Annotated in this window: 17 protein-coding genes; 6 read left to right on the forward strand and 11 right to left on the reverse strand. The window is 60.8% G+C overall.

The genetic code is table 11. The features are described 5' to 3' along the window. Positions 1-60: 60 nt before the first annotated feature. The 3 genes from B9Z37_RS01070 to uvrC are packed head-to-tail and all read right to left on the reverse strand — an operon-like array spanning position 61 to position 3,518. Positions 61-969 carry a DMT family transporter gene (locus tag B9Z37_RS01070; RefSeq protein ID WP_108311215.1) on the reverse strand — a complete coding sequence of 303 codons (909 nt, stop codon included), beginning with the start codon at positions 967-969 and terminating at the stop codon, positions 61-63. Then, positions 966-1,535 (reverse strand): CDP-diacylglycerol--glycerol-3-phosphate 3-phosphatidyltransferase, encoded by a 570-nt coding sequence (pgsA, locus tag B9Z37_RS01075; protein WP_108311837.1) that lies wholly within the window; start codon positions 1,533-1,535, stop codon positions 966-968. The genes B9Z37_RS01070 and pgsA overlap by 4 nt, the downstream gene beginning before the upstream one ends. A 54-nt stretch (positions 1,536-1,589) precedes the next feature. Continuing rightward, positions 1,590-3,518 (reverse strand): excinuclease ABC subunit UvrC, encoded by a 1,929-nt coding sequence (gene uvrC, locus B9Z37_RS01080; RefSeq protein ID WP_108311216.1) that lies wholly within the window; start codon positions 3,516-3,518, stop codon positions 1,590-1,592. Positions 3,519-3,572: 54 nt separating this feature from the next. On the opposite strand from uvrC, the gene earP reads away from it, so the two are divergent. From earP to B9Z37_RS01105, 5 genes are all read left to right on the forward strand, one after another. Next, positions 3,573-4,688 carry an elongation factor P maturation arginine rhamnosyltransferase EarP gene (earP, locus tag B9Z37_RS01085; RefSeq protein ID WP_108311217.1) on the forward strand — a complete coding sequence of 372 codons (1,116 nt, stop codon included), beginning with the start codon at positions 3,573-3,575 and terminating at the stop codon, positions 4,686-4,688. Positions 4,689-4,697: 9 nt separating this feature from the next. Beyond that, positions 4,698-5,180: a YeeE/YedE family protein gene (locus B9Z37_RS01090; RefSeq protein ID WP_108311218.1), complete on the forward strand. Its 483-nt coding sequence runs from the start codon at positions 4,698-4,700 to the stop codon at positions 5,178-5,180. Next, positions 5,177-5,611, forward strand: coding sequence for a DUF6691 family protein (locus B9Z37_RS01095; protein WP_108311219.1), 435 nt, complete (start codon positions 5,177-5,179; stop codon positions 5,609-5,611). The genes B9Z37_RS01090 and B9Z37_RS01095 overlap by 4 nt, the downstream gene beginning before the upstream one ends. A gap of 96 nt (positions 5,612-5,707) precedes the next feature. After that, positions 5,708-6,262 carry an elongation factor P gene (gene efp / locus B9Z37_RS01100; protein WP_108311220.1) on the forward strand — a complete coding sequence of 185 codons (555 nt, stop codon included), beginning with the start codon at positions 5,708-5,710 and terminating at the stop codon, positions 6,260-6,262. A gap of 102 nt (positions 6,263-6,364) precedes the next feature. Next, positions 6,365-7,243 carry an LOG family protein gene (locus tag B9Z37_RS01105; RefSeq protein ID WP_108311838.1) on the forward strand — a complete coding sequence of 293 codons (879 nt, stop codon included), beginning with the start codon at positions 6,365-6,367 and terminating at the stop codon, positions 7,241-7,243. A gap of 30 nt (positions 7,244-7,273) precedes the next feature. Here the strand turns inward: B9Z37_RS01105 and B9Z37_RS01110 are convergent, their stop codons facing one another. The 5 genes from B9Z37_RS01110 to pncB are packed head-to-tail and all read right to left on the reverse strand — an operon-like array spanning position 7,274 to position 13,346. Beyond that, complete coding sequence (locus B9Z37_RS01110) at positions 7,274-8,446, reverse strand: MFS transporter (protein WP_108311221.1); 1,173 nt, start codon at positions 8,444-8,446, stop codon at positions 7,274-7,276. Positions 8,447-8,474: 28 nt separating this feature from the next. After that, positions 8,475-9,836 carry a DNA recombination protein RmuC gene (locus tag B9Z37_RS01115; RefSeq protein ID WP_108311222.1) on the reverse strand — a complete coding sequence of 454 codons (1,362 nt, stop codon included), beginning with the start codon at positions 9,834-9,836 and terminating at the stop codon, positions 8,475-8,477. Next, on the reverse strand, positions 9,833-10,819 hold the full coding sequence (locus B9Z37_RS01120) for a 2-hydroxyacid dehydrogenase (RefSeq protein WP_108311223.1): 987 nt from the start codon (positions 10,817-10,819) through the stop codon (positions 9,833-9,835). Before B9Z37_RS01120 ends, B9Z37_RS01115 begins: the two co-directional genes overlap by 4 nt. A 31-nt stretch (positions 10,820-10,850) precedes the next feature. Then, on the reverse strand, positions 10,851-12,134 hold the full coding sequence (gene nhaD, locus B9Z37_RS01125) for a sodium:proton antiporter NhaD (protein WP_108311224.1): 1,284 nt from the start codon (positions 12,132-12,134) through the stop codon (positions 10,851-10,853). 18 nt (positions 12,135-12,152) lie between these two features. Further along, positions 12,153-13,346, reverse strand: a complete 1,194-nt coding sequence (gene pncB / locus B9Z37_RS01130; RefSeq protein WP_108311225.1) for a nicotinate phosphoribosyltransferase — start codon at positions 13,344-13,346, stop codon at positions 12,153-12,155. Positions 13,347-13,520: 174 nt separating this feature from the next. On the opposite strand from pncB, the gene B9Z37_RS01135 reads away from it, so the two are divergent. Next, on the forward strand, positions 13,521-14,786 hold the full coding sequence (locus B9Z37_RS01135; RefSeq protein WP_108311226.1) for a putative Na+/H+ antiporter: 1,266 nt from the start codon (positions 13,521-13,523) through the stop codon (positions 14,784-14,786). A gap of 7 nt (positions 14,787-14,793) precedes the next feature. Here B9Z37_RS01135 and B9Z37_RS01140 read toward each other — a convergent pair whose 3' ends face one another. Genes B9Z37_RS01140 through B9Z37_RS01150 form a run of 3 tightly spaced genes read right to left on the reverse strand, consistent with a single transcriptional unit; the run spans position 14,794 to position 18,087 of the window. Continuing rightward, positions 14,794-15,441 carry an ABC transporter ATP-binding protein gene (locus B9Z37_RS01140; protein ID WP_108311227.1) on the reverse strand — a complete coding sequence of 216 codons (648 nt, stop codon included), beginning with the start codon at positions 15,439-15,441 and terminating at the stop codon, positions 14,794-14,796. After that, on the reverse strand, positions 15,428-16,210 hold the full coding sequence (locus B9Z37_RS01145) for an ABC transporter ATP-binding protein (RefSeq protein WP_108311839.1): 783 nt from the start codon (positions 16,208-16,210) through the stop codon (positions 15,428-15,430). The genes B9Z37_RS01140 and B9Z37_RS01145 overlap by 14 nt, the downstream gene beginning before the upstream one ends. A 5-nt stretch (positions 16,211-16,215) precedes the next feature. Next, positions 16,216-18,087, reverse strand: a complete 1,872-nt coding sequence (locus B9Z37_RS01150; RefSeq protein ID WP_108311228.1) for an ABC transporter permease — start codon at positions 18,085-18,087, stop codon at positions 16,216-16,218. Between the last annotated feature and the right edge of the window lie 16 nt (positions 18,088-18,103).

Raw genomic sequence — 18,103 nt, forward strand, 5'->3', positions numbered from 1 at the left:
AATAAAAAAGGCTGTGCCTTGTCAAACCATCAGCTTAGCGACGAAGGCCCTGTGGGTCTTTCACTTACGTGACGGCCGAACCACCAAGCTCACGCCCAATGCCGTGAGTACGGTACCTGCCAATGTGGCTGCCGTGATGGTCTCACCGAACAACAACCAGGCAATGATGGCCGTCGTGGGAGGCACCATGTACATCAAGCTGGTCACCGACGCCGCTGCACCGCGCTGGATCAGCATGTAAAGCAGTGAACTTCCGCCCAGAGTCAGGCCCAACACCGACCAAGCCATGGCGCCCGCCAGTTCGGCGTTCCAGCGCATGGCCTCAGGCTCGGCCAGGGCCAAGGGCAAGGTGACCACAAAAGCGGCCATCAATTGCACCGTGTTGGCCGAGCGCACATCGCAAGGCTGGACAAAGCGCTTTTGGTAAAGCGTACCGATGGTGATACTCAGCAAAGCCCCAATGGCAAAGGCCATGTTGATGGGGGTCACATGGTCCATGGGTGAGCCCAAAGTGAGCTTGCGCCAGACCACCATGAGCAAGCCAGCAAAACCCAGCAGCAAGCCCAACCACTGGCGGCGCGACACGCTCGGTTGGTCCGAACCCCGCAAGCTGTAAGACAACCAAATCGCGGTGAGCACCGGCTGAAAGCCCACGATCAGGGAAGACAAACCCGAGCCCATGCCCGCCTTCACCGCAGCCCATACGCCACCAAGGTAGCCCGCATGCATCAAGATGCCAGTGACCGCCAAGTGCAACAACTGCATCCGGTTTTGAGGCCACTTGACGCGGGCCAGCCATATCCAGGGCAAAAAACACAAAATGGAGAGCAGGTAGCGCACCAGCAAAAAGCTAAAGGGGGGTGCATGCGGCATGCCGTAGCGTGCCACGATGAAACCGGTGCTCCAGATCAGCACGAACACGACGGGCATGGCCTTGATCCAGGCCGTTGAATCCTGGGTCTCGGTCATTTCACCCGTGCCCGGATTTCAGGCAGGGCCTTTTGCATGTAATAAACCATGGACCAGATGGTCAGCACGGCGGCAATCAAAATCAGCACAGCACCCCAATCGCGGGTGTCGATCACGCCAAACAACATGCCGTCGTACAGCAAAAAAGGAATGGCCACCATCTGCACCGTGGTCTTGAGCTTGCCCACCATGTGCACCGCCACACTCTTGCCCGCGCCGATCTGGGCCATCCACTCGCGCAGCGATGAAATGGCAATCTCGCGGCCGATGATGACCAAGGCAATCAGCACATGCACCCGGTTCATGTGCACCAAAATCAGCAAGGCCGCACACACCAGAAATTTGTCGGCCACCGGGTCTAAAAAGGCACCAAAAGCCGAGGTCTGGTTGAGTTTGCGGGCCAGATAACCATCCAGCCAATCGGTGATGGCAAAGAGCACGAACATGACCGTGGCGATCATGTTTTGGGTTTCCACCGTCAGGCTCTGCAGGTAATACACGCCAATGATCAAAGGGATCGCGACAATGCGCGTCCAGGTCATGATGGTGGGAATCGTGAAAAACATGGGCTTCATTGTGGCACGCCAAACGGGGTTTTCGTGGGCTGATGGGCCAAGAACTCAATGCAGGGCGTTGTAAATGCTCTCGGCCAACTCGCGTGAAATGCCCTCCACGCCCAGCAAGTCTTCCACGCTGGCGCTTTCCACGCCGCGCACACCCCCAAAACGCTGGAGCAATTTGGCCCGTTTGCGCGGGCCGATGCCGGGGATCTCTTCAATCTTGCTGCCGCCCATGCGCACCTTGGCCCGCTGCGCCCGCATGCCCGTGATGGCAAAGCGGTGCGCCTCGTCGCGGATCTGGGCCACCAGCATGAGGGCGGCCGAATCCTTGCCCAAGTAGACCTTTTCGCGACCATCGGCAAACACCAGCTCTTCCAGCCCCACTTTGCGGCCCTCGCCTTTTTCGACGCCCACAATGCGCGACAAATCCAGCCCCAAGTCGCTGAACACCTCACGCGCCATGCTCACCTGGCCTTTGCCGCCGTCGATCAGCACCAAGTCCGGCAGCCGGGCCGTGCCTTCGCCCGAACGCAAAGCTTCGGCCAGCTTGCCGTAGCGGCGCATCAGCACCTGGCGCATGGCGGCGTAATCGTCGCCCGGGGTGATGCCCTCGATGTTGTAGCGGCGGTAGTCGCTGCTTTGCATCTTGTGCTGGCGAAACACCACACAAGACGCCTGCGTGTTTTCGCCCGCCGTGTGCGAGATGTCAAAGCACTCGATGTGCAGCTGGTCCAAATCGTCTGGGGCCAAGTCCAGCGTCTCGGCAAGCGCCCGGGTGCGGGCCTGCTGCGAGCCTTCTTCGGCCAGCAAACGGGCCAGTTGCAGCTCGGCGTTTTTCTCGGCCATCTCTAGCCACACACGGCGGTGCTCGCGCGGATTCGTCACCGTGCTGATCTTCACGCCCGACTGCGCCGAAAGCGCCTCAATCAAAGCTTTGTCAACCGCCGCGCTCAAAATCAACAGCGGGGGCACGGGTACGCCAATGTAGTGCTGCGCCAAAAAGGCTTCGAGCACCTGCACCTCGACGGGGCGCTGGGTCTCTGCATCATCCAGCCCCAGCAAGTCCTGCGCATCTTGCACATGCACCGGAAAGTAAGGCCGGTCGCCCAGATGCCGTCCACCGCGCACCATGGCCAGGTTCACACAGGCGCGGCCACCTTGCACCTTGGCCACCAAAATGTCGGCATCGGTGTCCACAGCCGTGTCCACCGACTGCTGGTGCAAGACCCGCGACAGCGCTGTCAGCTGGTTGCGCACCTCGGCCGCCAGCTCAAATTCGAGCTTATCGGCGTGGGCCATCATCCGCGCTTCCATCTCGCGCATCAGCGCCTGGGTCTCGCCGCGCAAAAACTGCTCGGCATGCTGCACGTCGGCTTTGTAGTCCTCGGGGCTGATCAGGTTCACACACGGGCCAGAGCAACGCTTGATCTGAAACAGCAGGCAAGGCCGGGTGCGGTTGGCAAAGACCGTGTCCTCACAAGTGCGCAGCCTGAACACCTTCTGGATCAGCTGAATCGACTCCTTAACGGCCCAAGCGCTGGGGAACGGCCCGAAGTAGCGGTGCTTCTTCTCGACCGCGCCCCGGTAATAGGCCACACGCGGGTAATGCTGCGCCTCGGGCGTCTTCACCAGCGCGGGCAGTGCCACGCGGCCATTGCCCGTGAGCTTGAGGTAGGGGTAAGTCTTGTCGTCCCGAAACAGGATGTTGAAGCGCGGGTGCAGCGTCTTGATGAGGTTGTTTTCGAGCAGCAGCGCCTCGGCCTCGGAGCGCACCACCGTGGTCTCCATGCGCGTGATCTTGCTGACCATGTGGCCAATGCGGGTGCCGCCGTGGTCCTTCTGGAAATAACTCGACACCCGGCGCTTGAGGTTCAGCGCTTTGCCCACATAAAGCAGCTGGTCCTGCGCGTCAAAGTAGCGGTACACACCCGGCAAGGCGGGCAGCGCGGCAACTTGCGCGAGCAGGGCTTCATCATGGGTGTGCGACATGGCGGCTATTGTCTGTGAAAACTTGTCAGTGAAATCTCCAGCGACAATCGGCCAATGCAAACCGGCCAACTCTGGGACATCTTCTGCACCGTCATCGACAACCACGGCGACCTGGGCGTGTGCTGGCGCCTGACGCGCCAGCTGCGCGATGCCGGTCAGCGCGTGCGCCTGTGGGTGGACGACGCCTCGGCACTGGCCTGGATGGCCCCCAACGCCCACCAGGAACCCGGCATCGAAGTGCGGCCCTGGACCGATGCCAACCAAGCCAGCACCCTGAAAACGCTGCCCCCGGCCGATGTCTGGGTCGAAGCCTTTGGCTGCACCTTGCCCGAAAACTTTGTGGCGCACGGTGTCGCCACTCAGGCGCAACAACCTAGGTGGATCAACCTCGAATACCTGAGCGCCGAAGACTGGGTGCCCCGCATGCACCAGCTGCCTTCGCCCGTGATGAGCGGCCCGGCCAAGGGCTGGACCAAGACATTTTTCTACCCCGGCTTCACAGAGGACACGGGTGGCCTGCTGCGCGAAACCGACTTGCTTGAGCGCCAGCAAAACTTTGACCTTGTCAAACGCTCGGCCTGGCGCCAACAGCACGCCCCCCACCTGGCCCCGGATGGCCTGCTGATCAGCCTGTTCTGCTACGAACCCGCCGCCCTGCCCCAACTGCTGGCACAACTGGTGGACACCCCCCACCACCTGCTCGTCACCCCCGGCCGCCCACTGGCGGCAGTGCAGCAAGCACTGGCAGGCATGGCGGTGCACCCCAACTGGAACGCCCTGCCCTACACAAGCCAAGACGGCTTTGACGAGATGCTCTGGGCCTGCGACCTCAACTTTGTGCGCGGCGAAGACTCACTGGTGCGTGCCCTGTGGGCAGGCCGGCCCTTCATCTGGCACATTTACCCGCAGGACGACAACGCCCACCACGACAAGCTGGAAGCCTTTTTGGACTGGATGCAAGCACCTGAAAGCTTGCGCAAGGCGCAACGGGTCTGGAATGGAATGGAAAACCCAGAACTGCCTACATTGGCAGCCAACAACCTGGGAACCTGGGCAACCTGTGCTCAAGCAGCCCTCGATCGCTTGTTGGCGCAAAAGCCACTCATCACGCAACTCCTTGCGTTTGTGCAAAACAATGACATCCAGGTCACCCCTTCACAGCCCCGATAATCCCGCCCCATGACCCTCATCAACACCCTCTTTCCCCTCGGCTGGCAGCACTACCTGCTGGGCGGCCTGACGATTGGCGCTGGCGTGGCGCTGCTTTATTTGTTCAACGGCTGGGTTGGCGGCATGAGTTCCGTCTTTTCCAGCAGTTGGTCGTTTGTGTCCAAACGGGCGTTTTTTCAGCAAGACCGCTTTCTCAGTTCGCGCCACTGGCGTCTGGTCTACGCGCTGGGCGTGGTGCTGGGCGCGTTGGTCTGGCGCTTTGCGCTGGCGGGTGGTGAAGCGCAGCACACCAGCGTGCCTGCGTGGCAGCTGTTGATTGGCGGTTTTTTGGTGGGTTATGGCGCTCGTTTGGGCAACGGCTGCACTTCAGGCCACGGCATTTGCGGGCTGGGCGCGCTGCAATTGCCCTCGCTGGGCGCGGTGCTGACTTTCATGGCCACCGCATTTTTGACCGCCAACCTATTAGCCATCACCACGAAAGGCCTGGCATGAACACCGTGAATCCACACACCCTCACCCTGCCCAAAGCGCTGGTCACCCTGATCGCCGGGGCGCTGTTTGGCTTTGGCCTGTCGCTGGCCACCATGGTGCAGCCCGAAGTCGTCATCGGATTTTTGCAGTTCAAGGACTGGGGCCTGATGCTGGTCATGGGCGGTGCCGCAGGCCTGGCCATGCTGGCCTACAAAGGCTTTCCGCGCTGGTTGGGCCGTCCTTTGCTGGGTGGTCAGTTCTTGACCCAGCCCGCCAGTTGGAACCGCCAGACCCTGATCGGCTCGGCCATTTTTGGCGTGGGCTGGGGCTTGTCTGGCGTCTGCCCAGGCCCGGCCATTGCGGCGTTGGGCACAGGCAACACCGACATTTTTTGGGCCTTGGGCGGCATTGTGCTGGGGGGCCTGGCGCATGGCCTGACGGCACGGGATTGATCACTGCCCACCTTGCCTGCCAAAAAACCGACCTCCAGAGGTTAGAATAATGGGCTTGGCCTAGGGCCATCCCTCTTCATTCCAGATTCAAATCCTATGAAAACCGCTCAAGAAATCCGCGTCGGCAACGTCATCATGCACGGCAAAGACCCCATGGTCGTCCTGCGCACCGAATACCAGCGTGGCGGTCGTGGCTCGTCCACTGTCCGCATGAAGCTCAAAAGCCTGATCGCCAACTTCGGTACTGAAGTGGTTTTCCGTGCCGACGACAAGATGGACCAGGTCATTCTGGACAAAAAAGATTGCACCTACTCTTACTTCGCAGACCCCATGTATGTATGCATGGACACCGAGTTCAACCAGTACGAAGTCGAAGCCACCAACATGGGCGACGCTTTGAACTACCTCGAAGACGGCATGGAACTCGAAGTGGTGTTCTACAACGAGAAAGCCATCTCGGTGGAATTGCCCACCAGCGTGGTGCGCGAAATCACTTGGACCGAGCCCGCCGTCAAAGGCGACACCTCCGGCAAAGTGCTCAAGCCAGCCAAAATCGCAACCGGCTTGGAAGTGCCCGTGCCTTTGTTTGTGGCCCAAGGCGACAAGATCGAAATCGACACACGCACTGGCGAATACCGCAAGCGCGTCTGATCGAAGACGTTCCCCGACAAAAGCCCCGCAAGGGGCTTTTTTCATGGGCGCTTGCCTTAGCAAGCCGAATCAAACGCCACAGTGCAAAGGCACAATGGCAACATGCAATCGATTCAAGACCTGAAAGCGCCTTCTTTGCCTCACGCCTGGGCTGAAACACACACCGAATTTCACGATGCGGGCATGCTGGAGCAGCAAGCCAGCCGCCTGGCCTTTGCCGACCCCGAGTTTTTGCTGCGCCGCGAGACCCGGGGCATCCGATTTCAATTGGAAATGCTCAAACCCGATCTGGCGCAGACCGAGGCCAACATTGAGCACACGGTGGTGGTATTTGGCAGTGCCCGCTTCCCGGACATGGCCATGGCGCAGGCCCAGCTGCAGGTCGCTGAGCTCAGCGGCCAGCCACAAGACATCGCCCAAGCCGAAACCGGGGTACGCAACGCACAACATTACGAAAACGCCCGGGTTTTCTCGCGTCTGGTGGCGCAGTCTTGCTCTTGCTTGCCCGACGACGAAAAACTCTACATTTGCACAGGTGGCGGACCCGGCATCATGGAAGCGGCCAACCGGGGTGCGCAAGAAGCAGGTGCGCCCTCGGTGGCGCTCAACATCGCCCTGCCTCACGAGCAACACCCCAACCCTTACGTCACGCCCGAGCTGAGCTTCAAGTTCCACTACTTTGCGTTGCGCAAAATGCACTTCATGATGCGTGCCAAGGCCTTGGTGGCCTTTCCGGGTGGGTTTGGCACGCTGGACGAGCTGTTTGAAGTGATGACGCTGGTGCAAACGCGCAAAGCCCGCCCTGTGCCGATCTTGCTGTTTGGCAGCGATTACTGGAAACGCCTGATCAACATGGATGTGCTGGTGGAAGAAGGCACGATTTCCAAAGACGACCTGAAGCTGTTTCGCTATGTGGACACGCCCGAAGCGGCATGGCAGGTGATTTGTGACTTCTACCAGTTGAACATTTCCAAGTTGTAGGAGGCCGCCCCTGCGGCCGAATCTGCGCGATCAGTGGTTCTTGCCGGGGCGGAGCCGCCAAGCGGCACGCGAGCCCCAGCCCACGGCACCGCCCACCACCCAGAACACCGGAGACACACCGGCAATGGCGCCCGCCGCACCAAACAGCATGGGCATGAGCACGCTGGAAGCGTTGATGCTCATCAGGCGCAACCCCAGCGCTTCACCTTGGCGGTGCTGTGGCGTGATCTGGTGCAAAGTGCTCATGATCATGGGCTGCACCGTGCCCAGCACCAAACCCAGCAGCACCGAGCACAGCCCCATGCTCCAGGGCGTGGGCATGAAGGGGTAAAGACCAAACAGCAGCGCCGTGCACAGCATGGCCCCGGTGATGATCTGGTGTTCTTGCACATGGCGCGAAATCCAGGGCAAACAGACCCGGATGAAGGCCGCAGCGATGGCGAAAGCGCCCAAGATGGTGCCCACCACCGAGGCACTGAAGCCCCGCTCATGCCCCAGAACAGGCACCACAAAGGTGTGCACATCCCAGCAAGACGACAGCAGCCAGTTGACGCCCAGCAAGCGCCGCATCATGGGTTCGGCCAGCAAGTCCATGGCACGGCGTGGCGCGGCGTTGTCAATGGACTTGGGGCTGTGAAGCTCAGGCACCCTGCGCACCCAAAACCAGGTGCTCAAAGGCAACACCGCCATCAACAAAAAGGCCCAACGAAAGCCCGTGACGTGGGCAGACTCAGGCCCGGCGTAATCAATCAGCAAGCCCGCCAGCACCGGCCCCAAAAAGTTGGAAATGGCCGGGCCAATCGACAACCAGCTGAAGGCGGCCTTGAGTTCGGTCGGGTCTTGAGCCATGCGGCCGACGTGGCGTTGCAGTGAAATGACGGCCATGCCGGTGGCACCGCCAGTGGCCAAGGCGCTGATGCACATGACCGGAAAAATCGGCCACAAGACCGAGAGCCCGGCCCCTACAGACGACATGACCACGCTGATCAGCAAAGGCTTTTTGAGTCCCTTGCGATCGGCATAACGCCCTGCGGGCAAAGCCAGAAACACCTGGGTCAAGGCAAACAAAGCCAGCAAGGCCCCCACAGCCATGGCACTGAAGCCCTGTTTGAGGGCCAGCAAGGGGATCGCCATGCGCATGCCCGCCATGCACGCGTGCAAGAAAATCTGTCCTGCGATGAGCCGAGGCAAGGGGTTTTTCATGCCGGGTCAGGCTGCCCCGAGGGCGTTGTCAAGCGTCACCGCCGGGCAAGAGCGCTTGCGCCTCGGGTTCGGGCAAGGCATCGACCTGGCGCAAAGCCCGGTTCATGACGTTGCTGCGGGTCTGGGCCTGGTCCAGGGTGTTGAGCACGGTTTGCGTTTGGTTGCGCACCTTGTCCAGCACATCGCCAAACTTGCCAAACTCGGTCTTGACCGCACCCAGCACCTGCCAGACTTCGCTGGAGCGTTTTTCAAGGGCCAGAGTCCTGAAGCCCATTTGCAGCGCATTGAGCAAGGCCATCAAATTGGTCGGGCCTGCCAGCGTGACGCGGTGGTCGCGCTGCAAGGTTTCCATCAAGCCGGGACGGCGCAGCACCTCGGCATAGAGGCCTTCGGTGGGCAAAAACAGAATGGCAAAGTCGGTGGTGTAAGGTGGTTCGAGGTACTTTTCGGCAATGGATTTGGCTTCGAGTCGGATGCGGGTTTCCAGCGCCTTGGCGCACAGCTCGGCCTGCACCGGGTCGGCACGGCCCTGCGCTTCCAGCAGGCGCTCATAGTCTTCATTGGGGAACTTGGCGTCGATCGGCAGCCAAACAGGGTCGCCGTTGTCCGATCGGCCTGGCAGGCGGATCGCAAAGTCCACCCGGTTTTTGTCGCCGGGGCGGGTGGCCACCTGCACCGCGTATTGCTCTGGGGTGAGCACCTGTTCAAGCAGCGAAGCCAGTTGCGCTTCGCCAAACATGCCGCGGGTCTTGACGTTGGTCAGCAGGTGTTTGAGGTCGCCCACGCCTTGGGCCAGGTTGTGCATTTCGCCCAAGCCTTTGTGCACTTGCTCCAGCCGCTCGGCCACTTGCTTGAAGCTCTCGCCCAAGCGGGCTTGCAGCGTGGCTTGGAGTTTTTCGTCCACGGTCTGGCGCATTTCGTCCAGTTTGGCCGCGTTACTTTGCTGGAGCTGAGCCAGCTGCGTTTCCATGGTGCCGCGCATCTCGGTCAAGCGCCGGGCGTTCGACTCCGACAAGGCATTGACCTGTTGCGCCAGGCTGTCGGTCAGGCTTTTTTGCAGCAAAGCCAGTTGCTGGGCCAGCGCGTCGATCTGCTGGTTTTGCGTGCGGGTGGCTTCTGCGCTTTGTTGCAACAGCGATTGCTGGAACAGCGTGAGCGTCTGCATGGATTCTTGACGCCCTTGCACACCCGACTGGCTGATTTCGGTGCGCAGCTCGCGCTCCAGCCGCTCGGTCTGGGCTTGCACGGCCGCAAACTGTTGCAGCTGCCAGGCCATTTGATCTGCGGCAGTGTCTGCGTCTTCATCTGGCGCGGTTTTGGAGCGGAACAGCAAAACCAAAAGCACCAGCAGGTTCAGCCCCGCCAAGGCCAGCAAGATCCATTCGTTCATGCCGCAGCGCCCGGCAAGGTGTTCAGCGGTGTCAGGGCCTGGCCACGGGTCAGGTACGTCACCAGGTTGTCGGCTGCCAACTGAGCCATGGCCCGGCGGGTCTTGACCGTGGCACTGGCGATGTGGGGCGTCAACACCACGTTGGGCACCTTGAGCAAGTCGGGATGGACCTGCGGCTCGCCCTCGAACACATCGAGGCCTGCCGCCGCGATCTGGCCCACAGCCAAGGCCTTGGCCAAAGCCGCATCGTCCACGATGCCGCCGCGTGCAATGTTGACCAAGGTGGCGGTGGGCTTCATCAGCGCCAACTCGGCCGCACCGATGGTGTGGTGCGATTCGGCGCTGTAAGGCACCACCAGCATCACATGGTCAGCGGTTTGCAGCAGCTCTTGTTTGCCCACATAGCGGGCTTTGCATTCGGCCTCCAACTCGGGGCTCAAACGTGAGCGGTTGTGGTAAATCACGTTCATGCCAAAACCGTGCGCGGCGCGGCGGGCAATGCCCTGCCCGATGCGGCCCATGCCGATGATGCCGATGGTCGAGCCATGCACCTCGGCCCCGGCAAACATGTCGTAGCTCCACTTGGTCCACTTTCCGGCACGCAAAAAATGCTCGCTTTCGGTGATGCGGCGGGCCGTGGCCATGAGCAGTGCAAAGCCAAAGTCGGCGGTGGTCTCGGTCAGCACGTCGGGGGTGTTGGTGGCCTGCACACCTGCGGCGGTCATGGCCGGCACATCAAAATTGTTGAACCCCACAGCCATATTGGCCACGATCTTCAGCTGGGGGTTGGCTTGCAAGAGCGCCGCGTCGATCCGCTCGCTACCAGTGGTTAAAGCCCCTACTTTGCCTTGCATGCGGCGGGTCAATTCTGACGCCGACCAAACCTCATCGGCTTGGTTGCTTTCGACTTTGAAGTGAGAGGACAAGACATCCAGCACCTCAGGGAAAATCGCACGGGCGACCAAAATTTCAGCTTGATTCAAGATATTTCTCCAATTCGACAGCTCTGGGGGCTCAATGTGTCAGCTGGAATTGCACCATGTAAACCACAGCACCGGCCAGGTAGCCCAGCAAAGCCCAGCTGCTGATTTTTTTGGCATACCAAACAAAATCAATTTTTTCAAGGCCCATGGCCGCCACGCCTGCAGCAGAACCGATGATCAGTATGGAGCCGCCAGTACCGGCGCAATAGGCCAAAAATTCCCACAAGAAACTGTCGGTGGGGTATTGCTGCAAGCTGTACATGCCCATGGACGCGGCCACCAGGGGCACGTTGTCAACGACCGCGCTGACCAAGCCGATGATGACCACGATGACATCTTGACGCCCTACGGCACGGTCCAGCCATTGGGCCAAGGACGACAAGATGTGGGTGTGCTCAAGCGTGGCCACCGCCAGCAAGATGCCCACAAAGAACAACACCGCACTCATGTCAATACGGGTCAAGGCGCTGACCAAGGTGAGGTGCGTTTTGGCATCATCTTCCTTGTCTTTGTGCACCACATCGCCCACCAGCCACAAGAGCCCCAGCCCCAACAAAATGCCCATGAACGGTGGCAAATGGGTGACGCCTTTGAACACAGGCACGGCTACCAGAATGCCCAAACCTAGGATGAACATCAGGTTGCGCTCAAAGGCGGTAGTCCCGGACCCGTCGACACCGTCCATTTGGACCGGTGCTTGCACTGCACGTCCGCGCAACACCCACGCCATGACCGACAGGGGCACCAGCAAGCTGATGATGGACGGCAAAAACAAACCTTTCATGATCTCCAGCGCGGTAATTTGTCCCCCGATCCACAGCATGGTCGTGGTGACATCGCCAATGGGCGTCCACGCGCCACCGGCATTCGCGGCGATGACTATGGCACCTGCAAAAAAGAGACGGTCCTCACGCTGGGCGAGCAACTTTTTCATCAAGGACACCATGACGATGGCCGTGGTCAGGTTGTCCAGCACAGCGCTCAGAAAGAAAGTCACCAAGCCCACCAGCCACATCAAACGCGAGAGTGAACTCGTCTTGATGCGCGAGGTCAACACCTCGAAACCGTTGTGCGCGTCGATCACCTCAACGATGGCCATGGCCCCCATCAGGAAAAACACAATTTGCGCCGTGGACATCAAGGACTCGCCCAATTCATGCGACACCGCAGCAGCGTCGCTGGACCCCAGTGCGTAAATGGTCCAAAGGAGTCCGGCGGCCAACAAAGCCGTGGCGGTCTTATTCACCTTGAGCGGGTGCTCTAAGGCAATAGCGGCATAGGCCAAGACAAATACAAGAATCAAAAGGGTCAACATGAATGGCAGCTTTCCGTATCAGTGCACAGCGACCGAAGGGTCGATTTCAAAAACCTGGCGCAAATAGGCCAAATACTTCTCGTCGTCGCACATGCCCTTGCCAGGCGTGTCGGACAATTTGGCCACCGGTTGGCCGTTGCAACGCGTCATCTTGATGACGATCTGCAGCGGCTCATAGCCCAGGTCATTTGTCAGGTTGGTGCCCACCCCGAAAGCCAGTTGGCAACGGCCCCGGAACTGCTCGAACAACTCGATCGTGCGCGGAATGGTCAGGCTGTCGCTGAAGATCAGCGTCTTGGTTTTGGGGTTGACGCGGTTTTGCTCGTAGTGCGCAATCATGCGCTCGCCCCAGCTGAACGGGTCACCACTGTCGTGACGGGCCCCGTCAAACAGCTTGCAAAAGTACAAGTCGAAGTCACGCAAAAAGGCATTGAACCCGTACACATCGGACAGGGCAATGCCCAGATCGCCCCGGTATTCCTTGGCCCAGGACTCAAAAGCAAAAATCTGGCTGTCGCGCAAGCGTGGGCCCAGTGCCTGGCAGGCCTGCAAATACTCGTGCGCCATGGTGCCCAGCGGGGTCAATCCCAGCAAATAGGCGTAGTACACATTGCTGGTGCCTGCGAACTGCCCTGTTGGGCCAGTGCCCAGACGGGCTGACAAGACACGCAGCACCTCTTCGTGCCAAGCCCGAGAAAAGCGGCGGCGTGTGCCGTAGTCGGCAATTTTGAGGGCCTCAAGACCAGGGGCCTGCAACTGAGCGATTTTGGTGTCCAGGCGGCGACGGCCCTCCATCAGGTCCGGTACCTTCTGTGTGTTGCGGAAGTACACCTCGTTGACGATGGCCAGCACCGGGATCTCGAACAAGATGGTGTGCAGCCAGGGGCCCTGGATGGTGATGTCGATCTCGCCTGTGGCCAGCGCCGTGACCTGGATGTATTTTTCATTGAGTTTGAACAAGTCCAGAAAATCAACAAAGTCGCTTTTGATGAAGCGCAGCGATCGCAGGTATTGCAGCTCCCCTTCTTTGAAAGTCAGGCTGCACAAGGAGCGGATTTCTTCCCGGATTTCCTTGGCAAACGGGGCCAGCGGCACGCCCGGGTTGCGGCATTTGAATTTGTATTCGACCTGCGCCCCCGGAAATTGGTGCAGCACCACCTGCATCATGGTGAATTTGTAGAGGTCAGTGTCGAGCAGACTGGTGATGATCATGGCAGGGGTTATCTGCCCCACAAGACCGGGGCGACGCAAAAGCTGGAAGGCTGATATTAACCAAATATGACAGCGGGGCCGATCGATCCGCTAAGATTACAGCGGGTGTTGCACTGCATTCGGGGCAACAGGTTTTTTGCGAAGGTCGGGCCGCCTCGCAAACGGAGTCTTTCCATGCCCACGCCTGTCCCCATCGCCCTGCAATGGCTTGCCGCTGCGATTTTTGCCCTGGCCCTGATTCACTCGTTTTCCACCCGACATTTTGAACAGCTGGCCCGCAAGCACCCTCGCTATGCCGGCCTTTGGCATCTGCTGGGCGAGGTCGAGGTTGTTTTCGGCCTCTGGGCCAGCATCCTGATGGCCATGTCCTTCATGCTGATCGGCCAAAACCAAACCCTGACTTATCTGGAGTCACGCAATTTCACAGAACCGCTGTTCGTCTTCGCCGTGATGGTGATCGCAGGCACCCGCCCAGTGCTGACCCTTGCAAACCGGCTGGTCGTGCGCCTGGCCAGCTTGTGGCCAGGGCCGCAGAGCATGCCCACCTACATTTTGGTCATGGCCTTGTTGCCGCTACTGGGCTCGTTCATCACCGAGCCTGCCGCCATGACCCTGGGGGCGCTGCTGCTGCGGGACACGCTCTTTGCCCAGGCCGTGTCCGAACGGCTTAAATACGCGACATTGGGCGCGCTCTTCGTCAACGTGTCGATTGGCGGCACGCTGACGCCATTTGCCGCCCCCCCGGTGCTCATGGTCGCCCACGTATGGCAATGGGATTTTGCGTTCATGCTTCAGACCTTTGGCTGGAAAGCTGCCCTGGCTGTGCTCGTCAATGCCCTAGGGGCAAGCTGGCTGTTCCGCCGCGAGCTGACCGCACTGCCACAGGCGCCCGCCCCACAAGGAGCATCCGTCCCGGCAGGCATCATGGGCATGCATCTGCTGTTTTTGGGCGGCGTTGTCTTTTTTGCACACCATCCGGTGGTTTTCATCGGGTTGATGCTGTTGTTTCTGGGATTTGTCACAGCCTGGCGCGAGCACCAAAGTCCGCTGATCTTGCGCGAAGCGCTGCTGGTATCGTTCTTTCTGGCCGGGCTGGTGGTTCTGGGTGGCTTGCAACAGTGGTGGCTCGAACCTTTGCTGCTGGGCTTGCCAGCCGATGCTGTCTTTTACGGCGCTATGTTACTCACCGCTATCACTGACAATGCGGCCATCACCTACTTGGGTTCACTGGTGCCTGGCTTGAGTGCTGATTTCAAGGTGGCGCTGGTGGCCGGCGCGGTGACTGGCGGCGGCCTCACGCTGATCGCCAATGCGCCCAACCCAGCTGGTGCAGCCATCCTCAAGGGATATTTTCCGGACAGCAACATCGCGCCCTTGAAGCTTTTGCTGGCAGCCATCCCGCCCACCGTGGTGGCCGCACTGGCCTTTCGCTGGCTTTGAAGTCTGCTCAGGCCAGCCGACCACCGACCAGCGTCAACACCCGCTGCGCGTGACCGGCCAGAATCTGGTTCTGTTCGGCTACCAGCATGGCCACCCCTTCTTGGGTCAGTTGCAGCAACGCATCGCGCAGGGCCGCCACCAGCACCGGAGCAATGCCCTCGCAAGGCTCGTCCAACAGCAGTAATCGCGGGCCGGTCATCAGCGTGCGGGCCAGCGCCAGCATTTGCTGCTCGCCCCCACTCATCTGGCTGGCCGAGCGGTGCAACATGACCTGCAACTGCGGAAACAAAGCCATGACGCGGTCAAAGCGCTGCACGGGCGTGGCCTGACCGCTTGGGGCGGAACCAGAACTGGCAGCGATCCACAGGTTTTCTTTCACCGACAAGCCAGTGAACAAGCGCCGGTCTTCGGCCACAAAACCCAGGCCCGCCCGAGCTCGGCGATGGGCGGGCCAGTTCTGAATCGCTTGGCCTTGCCAATGGATTCGGCCTTGCGCACGGGGGCCGATGCCAATCAAGCTTTGTAGCAAGGTAGATTTGCCCGCGCCATTCAAACCCTGAATGACGACCAGCTCGCCCTCGCCCACCGTCAGGCTGACGTTGAACAATGCCTGAGCTTGGCCATACCAGGCGTTCAGACCTTCAACGGTGAGCATCGAGCAGGCCTTTCATGTCGAAGTCGAACCCCAGGTAACGCTCGCGCACCTGCGGGTCTTGCGCCACGGCTTCGGGCTTGCCATCGGCCACCAAGCGGCCTTGTATGAGCACAAGCACCCGGTCAGCTACGCCAAACACGGCGTCCATGTTGTGTTCGGTGTAGAGCACCGTCACGCCTTGCGTGGCAAGCTGCCGCACCAGCGCCATCATGTCGGCACGCTCGGCCAGGGCGAGACCGGCAGCGGGTTCATCCAGCAACAGCAAGGATGGCCCGGTGGCCGACAAACCCGCCAAGGCCATGGCCAGCTCCAGGCGCTTTTTCGCGCCATAGGGCAAGTCGGCCACGCTGGCATGGGCCTGAGCCTGCAAGCCCGCTTGCGCGACCAGTTGCAGCGCCCGCTCGGACTGGCGGCGGTCCAGCCGGTCCCACCAGGCCAGCAGCTGGTCGCTGCGCAGCACCAGCTGGATGTTTTGCAGCACCGTGAGCGCCTCAAAGGTTTGCGCCACCTGAAAGGTGCGGGCCACGCCCAGGCGCTGACGCTCGGCGGGCGGCTTGCCCAAAAGCGACTGGCCTTGCCAGAGCACATCACCCGACGTGGGCACCTGCTGACCCGCCAGGCAGGCAAAACAGGTCGATTTGCCTGCGCCATTGGGCCCGATCAGGGCCACGCACTGGCCTGCTGGCACGTCAAAATCCACACCGTCCAGCGCCCGCACCCCGCCAAAATGCTTGGCCAGACCGCGCACCTGCAATACGGTTGTGTTCATCGGGCTCATGCGGTTCGCCCCTTGATGGGCCCAAACCGGGTCAACAACATTTGCACCCCACCCAGCACGCCGCTCGGGGCCAGCACCATCACGGCCATGATCACCAAGCCCAAAACGCCGCGCCAATAATCCAGCCCCTGCCCCAGTTCGGCCCCGCCCCAGACCAAAAGTGCACTGCCCACTGCCGCACCCCATAACTGGTGCACCCCGCCCAACAAAATGACCAGCAAGGCATCGACCGACATGGCGACCGAGGCCACCGAGGGAAAGACCGCGCCTTTGAAAGCGGCCCACAAGCCCCCGGCCAGCCCGGCCAAAGTGGCGCTGCCCACAAACACCTGGTAGCGCAAAGCCTGCACCGGCAAACCGCTGGCGGCTGCCCGCAGCGGGGCATCGCGCAAGGCCTGCAAAGCCGCGCCCCGACTGGACCCGACCACACGGGCCATGCCCGCCAGCGCCAGCAACACGCCCGCGCACAGCGCGGCATCCCAAAATGGACGTTGCTCGGGATCGACCAGACGCAGACCAATCAGTCCGTTGTCGCCCCCCGTGAGGCCCACCCATTGGGTCGCGCCCGCCCAGACCATTTGCGCCAGCGCCAGCGACAGCATCGCCAAGTAGACCCCGCTGCTGCGCACCACCAAAGCGCCAAAAACCAAGGCCACGGTCAGCGCCAGCGCCATGCCGGCGGCCAAGGACGTCAACAGGCCCGAACCCCAGTGCAGGTGTGCCAGCGCCGCGCCATAAGCGCCCAGTGCAAAAAATGCGGCATGGCCAAAACTGACCAGACCGCCCAGCGCCATCATCCACTGCAGGCTGAGGCCAAACAACATCATCACCATCACGTCTTCTGCCAGGCTGCGCCCGTAGTCGCCCTGCCCCCAAGCCAACAGCGTCAAGCTCACAAAAACTGCCGCAAACATCGCACGCCCAACCCACGCCACAGGCCAGAGTGCAAACACGGGTACGCTTTCACGCTGTTCGGCATGGGCCGCAGAACCAGCCAAGCCCTGAGGCCGCCAAACCAACACCACCGCCATGGTCAAAAACACCAACACCAGCGTGGCCTGCGGGAAAAAACTCACACCCAAAGCATGGATCACACCAATCAGCACAGCCGCAGCAAAAGCCCCGCCGATGCTGCCCAGCCCGCCCGTGACCACGACCACAAAGGTCTCGACCACCACGTTCACGTCCATCTGCAAATTGGCCGGTTCACGCGGCAGCTGCAGCGCCCCGGCCAAACCGGCCAGGCCACAGCCCAGCATGACCACGCCCAGCATGAGGGGTGCGGGGTTCACGCCCAAGGCATCCAACATCTCGCGGTCTTGCGTGGCGGCTTTGACACGCTGGCCCCACAGCGTGCGCGTGAGCAACAGGTGCAGGCCCAGCCAGACGAGTGGGCCCAGCACCAGCGTGAAGAGTTGCCAGGTCGGGAAATACGACTCGCCCAGTTCAATCGCGCCCTTGAGGCCCGGAAAGCGCGGGGCAAAAACCTCTTCCGGCCCGAAATACCAGCGCATGGCGTCGTGCAACGCCAGCGTCAGGCCAAAAGTGGCGACCAGTTGGTAGAGCTGGGGGGCATGGCGCATGCGCTTTAAGAGCAGCACCTCGGTGATGGCCCCGAGCAAGGCCGCCAGGCACGCGCCCATAAGGATGGCCGTGCCATAGCCCCAAGCGGTGTCGGCCATCGCGGGCCACCAGTGGGTGACGGCATGTGCCGACCACAAAGCACCCAGCATGAAGAAGCTGCCGTGCGCGAAATTGACAATCCGGGTCACGCCAAAAATCAGCGTCAGCCCGGATGCCATCAGGAACAAGGTGGTGGCGTGGCTCAGGCCATTGAGCAGTTGAAGCGCCAAGCCGTCGAAACCCAAACTTGTTCCTTTCTTC

Source organism: Limnohabitans parvus II-B4 (assembly GCF_003063455.1).
Classification (GTDB): Bacteria; Pseudomonadota; Gammaproteobacteria; order Burkholderiales; family Burkholderiaceae_C; genus Limnohabitans_A; species Limnohabitans_A parvus.

Excerpts from the sequence above, each read along its gene's own strand:
- B9Z37_RS01115 (WP_108311222.1), bottom strand. The coding sequence starts at position 9,836 with ATGAACGAATGGATCTTGCTGGCCTTGGCGGGGCTGAACCTGCTGGTG.
- B9Z37_RS01140 (WP_108311227.1), bottom strand. The coding sequence starts at position 15,441 with ATGCTCACCGTTGAAGGTCTGAACGCCTGGTATGGCCAAGCTCAGGCA.
- B9Z37_RS01090 (WP_108311218.1), top strand. The coding sequence starts at position 4,698 with ATGACCCTCATCAACACCCTCTTTCCCCTCGGCTGGCAGCACTACCTG.
- B9Z37_RS01095 (WP_108311219.1), top strand. The coding sequence starts at position 5,177 with ATGAACACCGTGAATCCACACACCCTCACCCTGCCCAAAGCGCTGGTC.
- B9Z37_RS01145 (WP_108311839.1), bottom strand. The coding sequence starts at position 16,210 with ATGAACACAACCGTATTGCAGGTGCGCGGTCTGGCCAAGCATTTTGGC.
- earP (WP_108311217.1), top strand. The coding sequence starts at position 3,573 with ATGCAAACCGGCCAACTCTGGGACATCTTCTGCACCGTCATCGACAAC.
- B9Z37_RS01105 (WP_108311838.1), top strand. The coding sequence starts at position 6,365 with ATGCAATCGATTCAAGACCTGAAAGCGCCTTCTTTGCCTCACGCCTGG.
- B9Z37_RS01070 (WP_108311215.1), bottom strand. The coding sequence starts at position 969 with ATGACCGAGACCCAGGATTCAACGGCCTGGATCAAGGCCATGCCCGTC.
- B9Z37_RS01110 (WP_108311221.1), bottom strand. The coding sequence starts at position 8,446 with ATGAAAAACCCCTTGCCTCGGCTCATCGCAGGACAGATTTTCTTGCAC.
- pgsA (WP_108311837.1), bottom strand. The coding sequence starts at position 1,535 with ATGTTTTTCACGATTCCCACCATCATGACCTGGACGCGCATTGTCGCG.
- B9Z37_RS01135 (WP_108311226.1), top strand. The coding sequence starts at position 13,521 with ATGCCCACGCCTGTCCCCATCGCCCTGCAATGGCTTGCCGCTGCGATT.
- uvrC (WP_108311216.1), bottom strand. The coding sequence starts at position 3,518 with ATGTCGCACACCCATGATGAAGCCCTGCTCGCGCAAGTTGCCGCGCTG.
- efp (WP_108311220.1), top strand. The coding sequence starts at position 5,708 with ATGAAAACCGCTCAAGAAATCCGCGTCGGCAACGTCATCATGCACGGC.
- nhaD (WP_108311224.1), bottom strand. The coding sequence starts at position 12,134 with ATGTTGACCCTTTTGATTCTTGTATTTGTCTTGGCCTATGCCGCTATT.
- pncB (WP_108311225.1), bottom strand. The coding sequence starts at position 13,346 with ATGATCATCACCAGTCTGCTCGACACTGACCTCTACAAATTCACCATG.